General features: G+C 59.9%; 13 protein-coding genes. 9 read left to right on the forward strand and 4 right to left on the reverse strand.

Going from position 1 to position 14230, the window contains the following annotated elements; genetic code table 11:
- Positions 1-37: 37 nt before the first annotated feature.
- Together ACR0K9_RS05820 and ACR0K9_RS05825 are read left to right on the forward strand one after the other, a co-directional pair.
- Positions 38-1216 (forward strand): biopolymer transporter ExbB, encoded by a 1179-nt coding sequence (locus tag ACR0K9_RS05820; protein WP_480530437.1) that lies wholly within the window; start codon positions 38-40, stop codon positions 1214-1216.
- Positions 1217-1219: 3 nt separating this feature from the next.
- Entirely contained in the window at positions 1220-2920 is a 1701-nt protein-coding gene (locus ACR0K9_RS05825; RefSeq protein WP_480821498.1) for a peptidoglycan -binding protein, read from the forward strand.
- 52 nt (positions 2921-2972) lie between these two features.
- On the opposite strand, the gene clpA is transcribed toward ACR0K9_RS05825, so the two are convergent.
- Both clpA and gloB read right to left on the reverse strand, forming a co-directional pair.
- On the reverse strand, positions 2973-5297 hold the full coding sequence (clpA, locus tag ACR0K9_RS05830; RefSeq protein ID WP_480821500.1) for an ATP-dependent Clp protease ATP-binding subunit ClpA: 2325 nt from the start codon (positions 5295-5297) through the stop codon (positions 2973-2975).
- Positions 5298-5472: 175 nt separating this feature from the next.
- On the reverse strand, positions 5473-6240 hold the full coding sequence (gene gloB / locus ACR0K9_RS05835) for a hydroxyacylglutathione hydrolase (protein ID WP_480821502.1): 768 nt from the start codon (positions 6238-6240) through the stop codon (positions 5473-5475).
- A 61-nt stretch (positions 6241-6301) separates the two neighbouring features.
- Between gloB and ACR0K9_RS05840 the strand changes: the two genes are divergently transcribed.
- From ACR0K9_RS05840 to ACR0K9_RS05870, 7 genes are all read left to right on the forward strand, one after another.
- Entirely contained in the window at positions 6302-7036 is a 735-nt protein-coding gene (locus ACR0K9_RS05840) for a class I SAM-dependent methyltransferase (RefSeq protein WP_480821504.1), read from the forward strand.
- 303 nt (positions 7037-7339) lie between these two features.
- The gene (locus ACR0K9_RS05845) at positions 7340-7900 is read left to right on the forward strand and encodes a F0F1 ATP synthase subunit delta (protein WP_480530427.1); all 561 of its coding nucleotides are present in this window, start codon (positions 7340-7342) and stop codon (positions 7898-7900) included.
- Positions 7901-9439: a F0F1 ATP synthase subunit alpha gene (gene atpA / locus ACR0K9_RS05850; RefSeq protein ID WP_480821506.1), complete on the forward strand. Its 1539-nt coding sequence runs from the start codon at positions 7901-7903 to the stop codon at positions 9437-9439. It begins immediately after the preceding gene.
- Between the two features lie 12 nt (positions 9440-9451).
- Complete coding sequence (locus ACR0K9_RS05855) at positions 9452-10330, forward strand: F0F1 ATP synthase subunit gamma (RefSeq protein WP_480821508.1); 879 nt, start codon at positions 9452-9454, stop codon at positions 10328-10330.
- A 20-nt stretch (positions 10331-10350) separates the two neighbouring features.
- On the forward strand, positions 10351-11775 hold the full coding sequence (atpD, locus tag ACR0K9_RS05860) for a F0F1 ATP synthase subunit beta (protein ID WP_480821510.1): 1425 nt from the start codon (positions 10351-10353) through the stop codon (positions 11773-11775).
- 12 nt (positions 11776-11787) lie between these two features.
- Complete coding sequence (locus ACR0K9_RS05865; protein WP_480530419.1) at positions 11788-12198, forward strand: F0F1 ATP synthase subunit epsilon; 411 nt, start codon at positions 11788-11790, stop codon at positions 12196-12198.
- A 114-nt stretch (positions 12199-12312) separates the two neighbouring features.
- A complete protein-coding gene (locus tag ACR0K9_RS05870) occupies positions 12313-12663 on the forward strand; it encodes an H-type lectin domain-containing protein (RefSeq protein WP_480821512.1) in 351 nt (116 codons plus the stop codon).
- Between the two features lie 18 nt (positions 12664-12681).
- Here the strand turns inward: ACR0K9_RS05870 and rpiB are convergent, their stop codons facing one another.
- Both rpiB and ACR0K9_RS05880 read right to left on the reverse strand, forming a co-directional pair.
- Positions 12682-13131, reverse strand: a complete 450-nt coding sequence (gene rpiB, locus ACR0K9_RS05875; RefSeq protein ID WP_480530415.1) for a ribose 5-phosphate isomerase B — start codon at positions 13129-13131, stop codon at positions 12682-12684.
- 21 nt (positions 13132-13152) lie between these two features.
- The gene (locus tag ACR0K9_RS05880; protein ID WP_480530413.1) at positions 13153-14172 is read right to left on the reverse strand and encodes a ribose-phosphate pyrophosphokinase; all 1020 of its coding nucleotides are present in this window, start codon (positions 14170-14172) and stop codon (positions 13153-13155) included.
- Positions 14173-14230 lie beyond the last annotated feature (58 nt).

The following is a 14230-nucleotide window of genomic DNA, read 5'->3' on the forward strand; positions in this document are numbered from 1 at the left end:
GTTCAGCCCAGAGCAGACAATACCGGGAGCCACGCGCATGGCGCAGGCACAACAGGGCGTGAGACCTCATTTCTCGCAACCAATCCGCCAAATCCTTATGATGCTGATCGCAATCGGGCTGTCGGGCCTTGGCGTGTTCGCGGCGCTGCCTTACGTGCTGCCGGTCATTCAGGCCAACCTGTATCTGAACGGTTTCATCCTTCTGGTCTTTGTCATCGGCGTGGCCGCCTGTTTCCTGCAGGTGACTCAGCTGATCGGCTCGGTACGCTGGATCGAGGCCTTTGTCGGTGGGGTCGAACGTGATGACGTGCGCCCGCCACAATTGCTGGCGCCCCTGGCCTCGCTGCTTCGCGCGCGGGGCGCGCGATCACAGATCAGTTCCAGCTCCACCCGGTCGATTCTCGATTCTGTGGCCGAGCGGGTCGAGGAAGAGCGCGAGATCACGCGCTATATCACCAACGTCCTGATCTATCTGGGCCTTTTGGGCACGTTCTTTGGTCTGGCGACAACCGTGCCTGCCATCGTCGATACGATCCGCAGCCTGAACCCGCAGGAAGGTGAGGAAGGTCTGGCCGTCTTCAATCGCCTGATGACGGGGCTGGAATCGCAACTACAGGGGATGGGCGTTGCCTTCGGTTCATCTCTGCTGGGGCTTGCCGGATCGCTGATCGTCGGTTTGCTGGAACTGTTCGCGGGCCACGGCCAGAACCGGTTTTATCGTGAGTTAGAGGAATGGTTGTCCTCGATCACCCGCGTCGGGTTTACGGCAGGGGACGAGGGTGGCGCGGAACTGGCGGTGCTGACACCGGTGCTCGATGCCATGTCGGAACAGATGGATGCGCTGCAGGATCTGTTCGCGGCACAGGACGAGGACCGGACACAGGTTTCGGCAAAGCTGGGGCATCTGGTCGACGCGATCAGCGATATGAACCAGCGTCAGGCGCAGTCCGAGGGGGTGACCGCAGCTTTGGAGCGTGTGGCACTTGGGCAGGATGCACTGCTGGATCACATGCGCGAACATGGCTCGGGCGAAGGGATCGATGCCGAAAGCCGCATGCGCCTGCGGTCGATGGATGTGCAACTGCTGCGCATTCTTGAAGAGATTTCAGCCGGTCGGCAGGACAGCATGAATGAACTGCGCAAGGATTTCGAACTGCTGGTCAAGGCGCTGACATTGCCGCGCGGCGCTGTGCGCACGCCTTCGGACGGGGAATAGAAGATGGCCCTGTCGCGTCGCACCGGTCATCGATTTTCGGGCTCGGTCTGGCCCGGCTTCGTCGATGCCATGACGGGGCTTTTGATGGTTCTGACATTTGTGCTGACCATCTTCATGATCGTCCAGTTCGTGCTGCGCGAAACCATCTCGGGGCAAGAGGATGAACTGACCGCGCTGTCGGACGAGGTCGCGGCGCTGGCTGGGGCGCTGGGATTGGAAGAGCGCGAAAACAGCCGTCTGCAGGCACGTTTGGGTACCTTGAACACAACGCTCGGGCAGGTCGAGGACGAACTGTCCGAGGCTCAATCCCAGATCACGAGCTTTGAGGCACAGGTTGCCGCGCTGCTGGCAGATCAGGAACGGGCGCGGGCCGACATAGCCGACTTGGTGGACCAGCAGGATGCGTTATTGCAGCAGCGCGATGAGTTGCTGAGCGAGCAGGAAGCCCTGAACCTCGCCCTTGCCCAAAGCCGCAGCGAGATCGACGTCCAAACCGAAGCCGCGCGTCTGGCTGCCGCGCGCCGCGAAGCGCTCGAGGCGCTGGTGGCCGAACTGGAAGCCAGCGAAGCGGCGCAGGCAGGTCAGATCGCCGATCTTACGCAGCAATTGACAGATGAAGAGGCGGCGCGTCTGGCCGAAGCCGCCGCCGCCGAAACCCTGCGCAACCGCCTGCAGGATGCAGATGCCGAACTGACCGCGATGACACTGGCGCTGGAGGCGCAACGCAAGGAAGCCGAGGAAACTCTGACCCTGCTGGCCGCAGCCCAGGCAGCGCGAACCGAACTTGAGCGCCAATTTGGCGAGCTGAACCCGGACGAGTTGAAGGCCCAACTGCAGGCGGCTTTGGACGCGCAAACGCAGGCCCAAGCGCAGGCGGATGAGCAGAGATCGCTGGCAGATGAACGCGCGGCATTGCTGGCGGTGGCGCAAGGGGCGCTTGCGTCGGAAAAGGAAATCTCGACCGATGCGCAGCGCCAGACTGCACTTTTGAACCAGCAAATGTCGGCCTTGCGCAGTCAGTTGGGCTCGTTGCAGGCGCTGCTGGATGATTATGAAGAGCGGAATGCCGCCGCTGAGATCCAGATCCAGACGCTGGGTCAGGACCTGAACGCAGCCCTCGCCCGTGCGGCCTCGGAAGAGCGTCGCCGCCGGTTGCTGGAAGAGGCAGAGCGGATCAGGCTTGAGGCCGAGGCGGAAAGACTGGCTGGGCAAAATCAGGAGCTGACGGCACAGGCGGAAGATCTGCAACGCTACCGGTCTGAGTTCTTCGGACGGCTGCGCGATGTGCTGGGCGATCAGGAAGGCGTGCGCATTGAAGGCGACCGTTTTGTGTTCTCGTCCGAGGTGCTGTTTGATACGGGCTCTGCCGTTTTGTCCGCAGAGGGCCGTCAGGAAGTCGCCAAGGTGGCCGAGATTCTTCGGACTGTGGCGGCTGAAATCCCCGAGGGTCTGAATTGGGTCATCCGCGTCGACGGACACACCGACAACGTGCCGCTGGCGGGTAGCGGACGGTATCGCGATAACTGGGAGCTCAGCCAGGGCCGCGCGTTGTCTGTGGTGCGGTTCATGGTCGAAGCGCTGGGCATTCCGCCCAACCGTCTGGCGGCCAACGGGTTTGGCGAATTCCAGCCGGTCAATCCCGCCGACACGTCTGAGGCGCGCGCGCAGAACCGTCGGATCGAGTTGAAGCTGACCGAACGGTAAATGAAAACGCCCGCCGAAAGGGCGGGCGCTGTTTGTCTCTGAGCTGTCGATATCAGTCCGCAGTCAGCAACGGCGGCTTATCTCCCGGAATGCGCGGCTGATCGGGGCCGAGGATTTCCAGATCCAGCTCACCTTTCTTGACCGAGACGCGGACCACGCCGCCTTTGGCCAGTTTGCCGAACAGAAGCTCTTCGGCCAGCGGTTTCTTGATGTGCTCCTGGATCACACGGCCCAGCGGACGCGCGCCCATCTTGTCGTCATAACCCTTGTCCGCCAGCCACTCGGCGGCTTTGGGCGTCAGATCGATGGTCACATTGCGATCCAGCAATTGCGCCTCCAACTGCAGGACGAATTTCTCGACCACCTGCAGGATGACCTCTTTCGGAAGCGGCGCGAAGGAAATCACGGCGTCCAGACGGTTGCGGAATTCCGGCGTGAACATGCGCTCAATGGCGGCGGTGTCCTCACCTTCACGACGATCGCGGCCGAAACCAATAGCCGACTTCGCCTGTTCGGCAGCACCAGCATTCGAGGTCATGATCAGCACCACGTTGCGGAAATTCACCGTGCGGCCGTTGTGATCGGTCAGCTCACCATGGTCCATCACCTGCAGAAGGATGTTGAACACGTCCGGATGCGCCTTTTCGATCTCGTCCAGCAGCAGCACGCAATGTGGATGCTGGTCGACACCATCGGTCAGCAAACCGCCCTGATCGAACCCGACATATCCCGGAGGCGCACCGATCAGACGGGAAACCGCATGTTTCTCCATGTATTCCGACATGTCGAAGCGCAGCAGTTCTACACCCAGCGTATCGGCCAGCTGTTTCGCCACCTCGGTTTTGCCCACACCGGTCGGGCCGGCGAACAGATAGTTACCAATGGGCTTTTCGGGTTCACGCAATCCGGCGCGGGCCAGTTTGATTGCGCTCGACAGCGCTTCGATAGCTTCGTCCTGACCGAACACAACCCGTTTCAGCGAGGTTTCAAGATCTTTCAACACCTCGGCATCGTCTTTGGTGACGTTCTTGGGCGGAATGCGCGCGATTTTGGCGACGACGGCCTCGATCTCTTTGACGCCAATGGTCTTGCGGCGTTTGCTTTCGGCCAGCAGATGCTGCGCCGCTCCGGCCTCGTCGATCACGTCGATGGCTTTGTCGGGCAGCTTGCGGTCGTTTATATAGCGGGCCGACAATTCCACGGCGGTCTTGATGGCGTCCGCAGTGTATTTGATCGCATGATGCTCTTCAAAATAGGGCTTGAGGCCGCGCAGGATTTTCACGCTGTCCTCGACCGAGGGCTCGTTCACGTCGATCTTCTGGAACCGGCGGCTCAGCGCGCGGTCCTTTTCGAAATGCTGACGGAATTCTTTGTACGTGGTCGATCCCATGGTGCGCAGCTTGCCACCCTGCAGGGCAGGTTTCAGAAGGTTCGACGCATCCATAGCGCCGCCCGAGGTGGCCCCGGCGCCGATCACGGTGTGAATCTCGTCAATGAACAAGACTGCATCGGGGTGTTCTTCCAGCTCGGCCACAACCGCCTTCAGACGTTCCTCAAAATCGCCGCGATAGCGGGTACCGGCAAGCAGTGCGCCCATGTCCAGCGAATAGATCGTGGTTTCGGACAGAACATCTGGCGCTTCTCCGGCGATGATTTTGTGCGCCAGACCTTCGGCAATGGCGGTTTTGCCAACACCCGGGTCACCCACCAGCAGCGGGTTGTTCTTGCGACGGCGGCAGAGCACCTGAATGCAGCGTTCCACTTCATCCGAGCGACCGATCAGCGGATCGACGTCACCTGCGCGCGATTTGGCGTTCAGGTCGATGCAATACTTGCCCAGTGCGCTTTCTTTCTGATCCGCTTCGCCCGGGGCTGCCTGCACCTCATCTTCGGACTCATCCGCGCCGGTTACCGGGCGATTTTCACCATAGGCCGGATCTTTGGCGACGCCATGGGCGATGAAGTTCACCGCGTCATAGCGCGTCATATCCTGTTCCTGCAGGAAATAGGCCGCGTTGCTTTCGCGTTCGGCGAAGATAGCGACCAGCACATTGGCCCCGGTGACCTCGGTCCGGCCCGAGCTTTGGACGTGGATCGCGGCGCGCTGGATGACACGCTGGAAGGCGGCGGTGGGTACGGCTTCGGACCCGTCGATATCGGTGACGAGGTTTGACAGGTCTTCGTCGATGAATTCGACCAAGGTGCTGCGCAGCTCGTCAAGATCGACGCTGCACGCTTTCATCACGCGCACCGCATCGGGCTCTTCCAGCAGCGCCAGCAGCAGATGCTCCAGCGTTGCAAATTCATGTCGCCGTTCATTCGCCGCCGCAAGGGCCGCGTGGATGGCTTGTTCCAGTGTGCTCGAGAATGAAGGCACGCGGGTGCTCCTCTATATTGGGCCGGAAGGGGGGTCGAGTATCGGCAGGATCCCCATCCCAACCATGTCCTCATACTATTAGAGTTTGGTTGATCGTGCCCCGGCTTCAAGGGTTTTCTTGCTCTTGACAGTCACATTTCCTGTGACCGTGGCCGTGAAGAGGGGTTGAAACGCCCTAAAAGCGGTCTTTTCGGGCACGAATTTCAGCAAAAACTGACGCCGGGTCAGAATTTTCCATGCCCAGATGCGCCTGAATCGCCGGGTCTGCGGCCCTCAGAAACGGATTTGTGGCCTTTTCCAGTGCCAGAAGCGACGGCACGGTGGGCTCTCCGGCGGCGCGGGCGCGGTTGATATCGGCAACGCGATCCTGCAGGGCGGCGTTGTCGGGATCGATTGTCAGGGCGAATTTGGCGTTTGATTGGGTATATTCGTGGCCGGAACACACGATTGTTTCGTCGGGCAGGGCAGCCAGCTTGCTGAGAGAGGCCCACATTTGCGCAGGCTCCCCCTCGAACAGCCGCCCGCATCCCAGCGCCATCAGGCTGTCTGCGGTGAATACGACACCGCTTTGTGGCATGTAGAATGCGATATGTCCCACAGTGTGGCCCGAAACATCCAGAACCTCGACCGGTTCGCCGCCTATATAGAACGTGTCGCCCTCAACCACCGCCTGATCGAGTTTCGGCAGGCGGTATTCGTCGGCTTTGGCCCCGATCACCCGTGCGGGCTGCGCTTCCAGAATTCCGGGTAGGCCGTCCACATGATCCCAATGATGATGCGTCAGCAGAACGTGACTCAGCCGCCAGCCGCGCGCATTCAGCTCGGCCAGAACCGGAGCGGCCTCGGGCGCGTCGACCAGTGCGGTCTCGCCGCTGGCCGGGTCATGGGCGAGAAAGGCGTAATTGTCGCTGAGGCAGGGGACGGTAACGATCTCAAGAGGCATGGCCTTTTGCCCTTTCATTGCTAGACTGCGCCCAGCTAAGCCGATTGACCGGGTGTCCGCAATGCATCTTGATGTGCAGGATCTGAGGAATTTTTATTATCGCAGCACGCTGGGCCGTGCGGCACAGGCGGCCATCCGTGGCCGGTTGCTGGAGCTGTGGCCCGAAGCCAAGGGTCAGACCGTGGTCGGGTTTGGTTTTGCGGTCCCCTTGTTGCGCCCCTACCTGGCGGACGCGCGTCGGGTGATCGGGTTGATGCCGGGACCGCAAGGGGTGATGCCCTGGCCTGCTGGGATGCCCAATGTCTCGGTTCTGACGGAAGAGACGAGATGGCCCATTGAGACCGGCCATGTGGACAAGCTGGTGGTGATGCATGGGCTTGAAACTTCAAACCGGCCCAGCCGCTTGCTGGAGGAATGCTGGCGTGTGCTGGGCCCGGGTGGGCGGGTCTTGTTTGTGGTGCCGAACCGGGCCGGGCTTTGGTCGCGGACCGACAAGACGCCTTTTGGTTTCGGGCGGCCTTATTCTGCGACGCAGCTTGAGAATCAATTAAGGGCGCATCACTTCGTGCCTGAAAACCATTGTTCGGCGCTCTACCTGCCGCCCTCTTTCCGGCGGTTCTGGCTGAAATCCGGAAGCCTGATCGAAAAAACCGGGCAGCGCCTGCCGACGGTCATGGCCGGGGGGGTGTTGATGGTCGAAGCCAGCAAACTCATACGTCCGCCCAGTGGAACTGTGACCAAGGACTCGGTCAAGCGCCCGATCAAAGCGCTGGACGGTTTGTTGAAGCCTGCGTGACAATCGGCAAGCCTGTGTGACCGCCAATATTGCGGAAAAAAAGTCACAGGAATCGCAAAAACCTGCATATTCGTAACATTTTTCAACCGGGTGAGGGGGTCCAAACGGTCGCACTTACGATAAGTGTCTGAAATTTAACATTTTGTGGATAAATCTGTTACCGCTATAGTATATTGCTTGGTTGGAACACCTCTGCTACATCCCCGGTGATTTTGATCCCCGCCCTAAAAGGACGGGGTTTCTTCACGCCCCCGGGGTAGCCACTCCAGCAAATTCGGGGCCTCAAATATCGAAAGGGTGGACGTGTCCGAACCAGCTTCGATCTCCACAGGCATCGCCGAGCGCTATGCCACCGCGATCTTCGAGATCGCAAAAGAGAACAATGACCTCGCAGGTCTGGAATCCGGCATCAATGATCTGGCATCCGCACTGGGCGACAGCGCCGAACTGCGCGACCTGATCGCCTCGCCGCTGGTGTCCCGCGCCGAGCAGGAAGGCGCAATCACTGCGATTGCAGACAAGATGGGCCTGAACGCCATCCTGCGCAACACGCTGGGTTTGATGGCGCAGAAACGCCGCCTGTTCGTGGTGCCGCAACTGGTTCAGGTTCTGCGCGACATGCTGGCCGAAGAGCGTGGCGAAGTGACCGCCGATGTCGCCTCGGCCAAGGCGCTGACCAAGACACAACTGGATAAACTGTCCAAGACGCTGTCCGAGCGTGTGGGCAAGACCGTGACAATAAATGCGACCGTTGATGAAAGCCTCATCGGCGGTCTTGTCGTTAAAGTGGGCTCGAAAATGATCGATAGCTCGATCCGTTCGAAGCTCAACTCCCTACAGAATGCAATGAAAGAGGTCGGATAAATGGGAATCCAAGCTGCAGAGATTTCTGCAATCCTGAAGGACCAGATCAAGAATTTTGGTCAGGAAGCCGAAGTGGCCGAGATCGGCCGCGTGCTGAGCGTCGGTGACGGGATTGCCCGTGTATACGGCCTGGACAACGTGCAAGCGGGCGAAATGGTCGAATTCCCCGGTGGCATCATGGGCATGGCGCTGAACCTGGAAAGCGACAACGTCGGTGTCGTTATCTTCGGTTCCGACCGTGACATCAAAGAAGGTGACACTGTTAAGCGCACCAACTCGATCGTGGACGTTCCGATCGGTGACGAGCTGCTGGGCCGCGTTGTTGACGGTCTGGGCAACCCGCTGGACGGCAAAGGCCCGATCAACGCCTCCAAGCGTGGCGTTGCAGACGTCAAGGCCCCCGGCATCATCCCGCGTAAATCGGTGCACGAGCCGATGGCAACCGGCCTGAAATCGGTCGACGCGATGATCCCGATTGGCCGTGGCCAGCGGGAACTGATCATTGGTGACCGTCAGACCGGTAAGACCGCCGTTGCTCTGGACGCGATCCTGAACCAGAAAACCTATAACGACGCAGCAGGCGACGACGAGTCGAAGAAACTGTACTGCGTTTATGTTGCCATCGGTCAGAAGCGTTCGACCGTTGCGCAGCTGGTGAAGAAGCTGGAAGAGTCCGGCGCGATCGATTACTCGATCGTTGTGGCTGCAACTGCGTCCGACCCGGCACCGATGCAGTTCCTGGCACCTTACGCCGCAACCGCGATGGCTGAATACTTCCGTGACAACGGCCGCCACGCGCTGATCATCTATGATGACCTGTCGAAACAGGCTGTGTCTTATCGCCAGATGTCGCTGCTGCTGCGTCGTCCGCCCGGACGTGAAGCCTATCCTGGCGACGTTTTCTACCTCCACTCGCGTCTGCTGGAGCGTTCGGCGAAGCTGAACGAAGACTTCGGTGCAGGCTCGCTGACGGCTCTGCCGGTTATCGAAACTCAGGGTGGTGACGTTTCGGCGTTTATTCCGACCAACGTGATTTCGATCACCGACGGTCAGATCTTCCTGGAAACCGAACTGTTCTACCAAGGTATCCGTCCTGCTGTGAACACCGGTCTGTCGGTTTCGCGTGTGGGCTCTTCGGCTCAGACCGATGCGATGAAATCGGTTGCTGGTCCGGTTAAACTGGAACTGGCGCAGTACCGCGAAATGGCGGCCTTTGCGCAGTTTGGTTCGGACCTCGACGCCGCAACTCAGCAGCTGCTGAACCGTGGTGCGCGTCTGACCGAGCTGATGAAACAGCCGCAGTACTCGCCGCTGACCAACGCGGAAATCGTCTGCGTCATCTTCGCAGGCACCAACGGTTACCTCGACAAAATCGAAGTTTCTGACGTTGGCCGCTATGAGGCCGGTCTGCTGTCACACCTGCGCGGCAAACATGCTGACCTGCTGAAGTGGATCACCGACGAAGATCCGAAGATCAAAGGTGAGGCTGCAGACAAACTCAAGGCAGCGATCGACGAATACGCCGCGACCTTCGCTTGATAGGGGGTTCCGATGCCTAGTCTGAAGGACCTTAAAAACAGGATCGAGTCGGTCAAATCGACCCGCAAGATCACCAAGGCCATGCAGATGGTCGCGGCAGCAAAACTGCGCCGCGCCCAGGAATCTGCCGAAGCCTCGCGTCCCTATGCCGAGCGGTTCAATGCCGTGATGGCCGGGCTGGCGGTTTCGGTCGGGGGCAGCGACAGCGCCCCCAAGCTGCTCCGGGGTACGGGCAGTGATGATGTCCATCTGCTGGTTGTCATGACAGCTGAACGCGGCCTGTGCGGCGGCTTCAACTCGAACATCGCCAAGCTGGCCCGTCAAAAGGCGGACGAGCTGCGTGCCAAAGGCAAGACGGTCAAGGCTCTGACCGTCGGCAAAAAAGGCCGCGACGCGCTCAAGCGTGATTTTGGCGATCTGTTCGTTGGACATATCGACCTGAGCGAGGTCAAGCGTCTGGGGTATTCCAACGCGCAAGACATCGCCAAGGACGTCCTGTCTCGTTTCGACGGGGGTGAGTTCGACGTTGCCACGATCTTCTACTCGAAGTTCGTCAACGTTGTGACCCAGATACCGACGGCACAGCAGGTCATCCCCGCCTCGTTCGAAGACGAAGCGGCAGGTGACGACAGCGGTGCGGTATTCGACTACGAGCCCAGCGAAGAGGCCATTCTGGCCGATCTGCTGCCCAAGGGGGTTGCCACCGCGATCTTCTCGGCTCTGCTCGAAAACGGAGCGTCTGAACAGGGTGCACGGATGTCCGCAATGGACAACGCGACACGCAATGCGGGTGAAATGATCGACAAGCTGACGATCCAGTTCAACCGCTCGCGTCAGGCCGTGATCACCAACGAGCTGATTGAAATTATTTCCGGCGCCGAAGCGCTGTAGAGACATACCGGAGACGAAACATGGCGAATGCAAAAGGCAAAGTCACACAGATCATCGGGGCCGTCGTCGACGTGCACTTCGAAGATCAGCTGCCTGAAATTCTGAACGCGCTGGAAACCACCAACAACGGCAAGCGCCTGGTGTTGGAAGTTGCTCAGCACCTGGGTGAAAACACCGTCCGCACCATCGCGATGGACGCGACCGAAGGTCTGGTCCGTGGCGAGGAAGTAACCGACACCGGCGCACCGATCTCGGTTCCGGTCGGTAATGCTACTCTGGGCCGCATCCTGAACGTCGTCGGCGAGCCGATCGACGAAAAAGGCCCGGTTGAAGCGTCTGAGGCCCGCGCGATCCACCAGCCTGCACCGACCTTCGACGAACAGTCGACCGAGTCGGAAGTTCTGGTCACCGGCATCAAGGTCGTTGACCTGCTGGCCCCCTACGCCAAAGGCGGTAAAATTGGCCTGTTCGGCGGCGCCGGCGTTGGCAAAACCGTTCTGATCATGGAACTGATCAACAACATCGCAAAAGTGCACTCGGGCTTCTCGGTGTTCGCGGGCGTTGGTGAACGGACCCGTGAAGGCAACGACCTGTACCACGAGATGATCGAATCGAACGTTATCAAGCCGGACAACCTGTCGGAATCGCAGGTGGCCCTGGTTTACGGTCAGATGAACGAACCTCCGGGTGCGCGTGCGCGTGTTGCTCTGACCGGTCTGACTCTGGCCGAGCAGTTCCGCGACCAGTCCGGTACCGACGTTCTGTTCTTTGTCGACAACATCTTCCGCTTCACGCAGGCGGGCTCCGAGGTTTCGGCTCTGCTGGGTCGTATTCCTTCGGCGGTGGGCTACCAGCCGACGCTGGCCACCGACATGGGCGCTCTGCAGGAACGCATCACCTCGACCAAATCGGGCTCGATCACCTCGGTGCAGGCGATCTACGTGCCTGCGGACGACCTTACCGACCCTGCGCCGGCAACTTCGTTTGCTCACTTGGACGCGACCACCGTTCTTAACCGTGCGATCTCGGAAAAGGGTATTTACCCGGCCGTTGACCCGCTCGACTCGACCTCGCGTCTGCTCGACCCGGCCATCGTTGGTGAAGAGCACTACAAGGTTGCGACCGACGTTCAGCAGATCCTCCAGCGCTACAAGTCGCTGCAGGACATCATCGCCATCCTCGGCATGGACGAACTGTCGGAAGAAGACAAACTGACCGTGGCCCGTGCCCGTAAGATCGAACGCTTCCTGTCGCAGCCGTTCGACGTGGCCGAAGTCTTCACCGGTTCGCCGGGCGTTCAGGTTCCTCTGGACGTGACCATCGCCTCGTTCAAAGCGGTTGTCGCTGGCGAATACGATCACCTGCCCGAAGCGGCCTTCCTGATGGTTGGCGGCATCGAAGAAGTGATCGCCAAAGCCGAGAAGATGGCAGCAGAAGCCGCCTAAGGAGTATCCCTGATGGCAAACACGATGCAATTCGACCTCGTCAGCCCCGAGCGGAGCCTTGCTTCGCTCGCGGCCACCGCGGTCCAGATTCCCGGCGCGGACGGGGACATGACGGCAATGCCCGATCATGCCCCCACTATCACCACGCTGCGCCCCGGTCTGCTGAAGGTTGAGGCACCCGAAGGGTCCAGCGAATACCTGGTCACCGGCGGGTTTGCCCAGATCAACGGCGACAGCCTGTCGGTTCTGGCCGAAAAGGCCATTCCGGTGGCGGAAGTGACACGGACGCATCTGGACGACCTGATCGCCGAGGCTCGCGCCTCGCACGAGGCTGCCAAAGCCGGTGACGATCAGACCATCGTCGACGACGCGGCCAAGCTACTGGCCGATATGGAAGCGCTTGGGACGCATATGAGCCTGTAATAGGCACAACAGTTCAAGATTTGAACGGCCTCGCATCTGCGGGGCCGTTTTTTTGTCGTGATTTTGTCGGAAAGCCGGGATAACCTGCGGAAATTGAAGAACAATGATGACAGAATGAAGAAATTTCTAACCCACCCCATTGGCATCGATCAGGGCGAAGAGGTGCTGTTTTCCGAGTTCGCCGACGGCGGCGATATGTGGACCGGTGAAGGCCCACGCGAACGTCGCACGCAGGTTCGGTTCAGTGACACATTCTGCACGCCCCCCATCGTTCAGGTGGGTATTTCCCTGTGGGATGTGGATACCTCATCCGCGCTGCGCGCCGAGGTGAGTGCCGAGCACATCACACCCGAGGGGTTTACAGCCGTGTTCCGAACCTGGTCTGATACCCGCATTGCCCGTATCCGCGTGGCCTGGACGGCCATCGGTGAGGTCGCCCACGCGGATGACTGGACGATTTCCTGAGCGGCATCAGGACGGTATCTAACCGTCCTGCGCCTCGATCATGTCGACCCGTGTCGCGTGGCGGCCGCCTTCAAACTCGGCCCCCAGAAACGCATCCACGATGTCCAGTGCCTGACCCTCGCCCACGACGCGCGCGCCGATGGACAGCATGTTGGCGTTGTTGTGCTGGCGGATCATCCGGGCCGAGAATGCGTCCGAGCATACGCCACAACGGATACCCGGCACCTTGTTGGCGGCCATCATGATGCCCTGTCCTGTGCCACAAAGGATGATACCCAACTGGCAATCGCCCGAAGCAACCGCCTCGGCCGCGGCCTTGCCGTGCAGCGGGTAGTGCGTGCTTTCGGGTGTCGTCGGGCCGATATCGACAACTTCCCAGCCTAGCCCGGAAAGCCGGTTGGCGATGGTCTGCCGCAATTCAATCGCGGCATGGTCGCTGGACAGTACGATGCGTGTTTGTTTGGTCACGTTAATTGGTCTCCGTAACGCTTAGTCCATATGGTAGAGCGACTCGTAGATCGGCGTCAGTGTCTTGTCCTCGAACAGAGATGACACGCTGGTCCCGTTCCAGATGTTCAGGATCGCCTGAGTAAAGATCGGTGCGGTAGGCACGATCCGGATATTCGGCGCTTTTTCGATTTCGGCCGTGGGCTGGATCGTATCGGACAGGACCAGAGATTTCATGACTGAATTGGTTACACGCTCAACTGCAGGGCCGCTCATGACGCCATGCGTGATGTAGGAATGCACTTCCTTAGCGCCGTTGTCGATCAACACCTGAGCCGCCTTGCAGAGCGTACCGGCGGTGTCGCAGATGTCGTCGACGATCAGACAGATTTTGTCCTTCACGTCGCCGATCACGGTCATCTCGGCGACTTCTCCGGCCTTTTCGCGGCGTTTGTCGACGATCGACAACGGTGCGTTGATGCGCTTGGCCAGTTCGCGGGCGCGGGCCACACCGCCGACATCGGGCGAGACCACCATCAGATCGTCCATCTGATCCTTGAACTGCTTCTTCACATCCAGTGCAAAGATCGGCGAGGCATAGAGGTTGTCGACAGGCATATCAAAGAAGCCCTGAATCTGCGCCGCGTGCAGATCCATGGTCAGGATACGTTCGATCCCTGCCCCGGTCAGCATGTTGGCCACCAGCTTGGCAGAAATCGGCGTCCGCGCCTTGGTACGGCGGTCCTGGCGGGCATAGCCGAAATAGGGGATTACCGCAGTGATCCGCTGCGCCGAAGACCGGCGCAGGGCGTCTGCAATGATCAACAGCTCCATCAGATTGTCATTGGCCGGGTTCGAGGTCGGCTGGATGATAAACATATCCTCGCCGCGCACATTCTCGAAGACTTCGACAAAAATCTCGCCGTCATTGAACCGTTCGACCCGGGCCTCGACCAGACCCTGATCGACACCGCGATGCAGGCTCATACGGCGGGCGATGGTTTGGGCAAGCGGAAGGTTCGCGTTCCCAGCGATAAGCTTGGGTTCGTGCAGTGTCGGCATCGGCTGATTTTCCCCGGGCAGCAATGGCAATGTGACAGATTCGTGATGTTGACACCGC

The sequence above is a fragment of the Ruegeria sp. L12 genome (assembly GCF_056531745.1).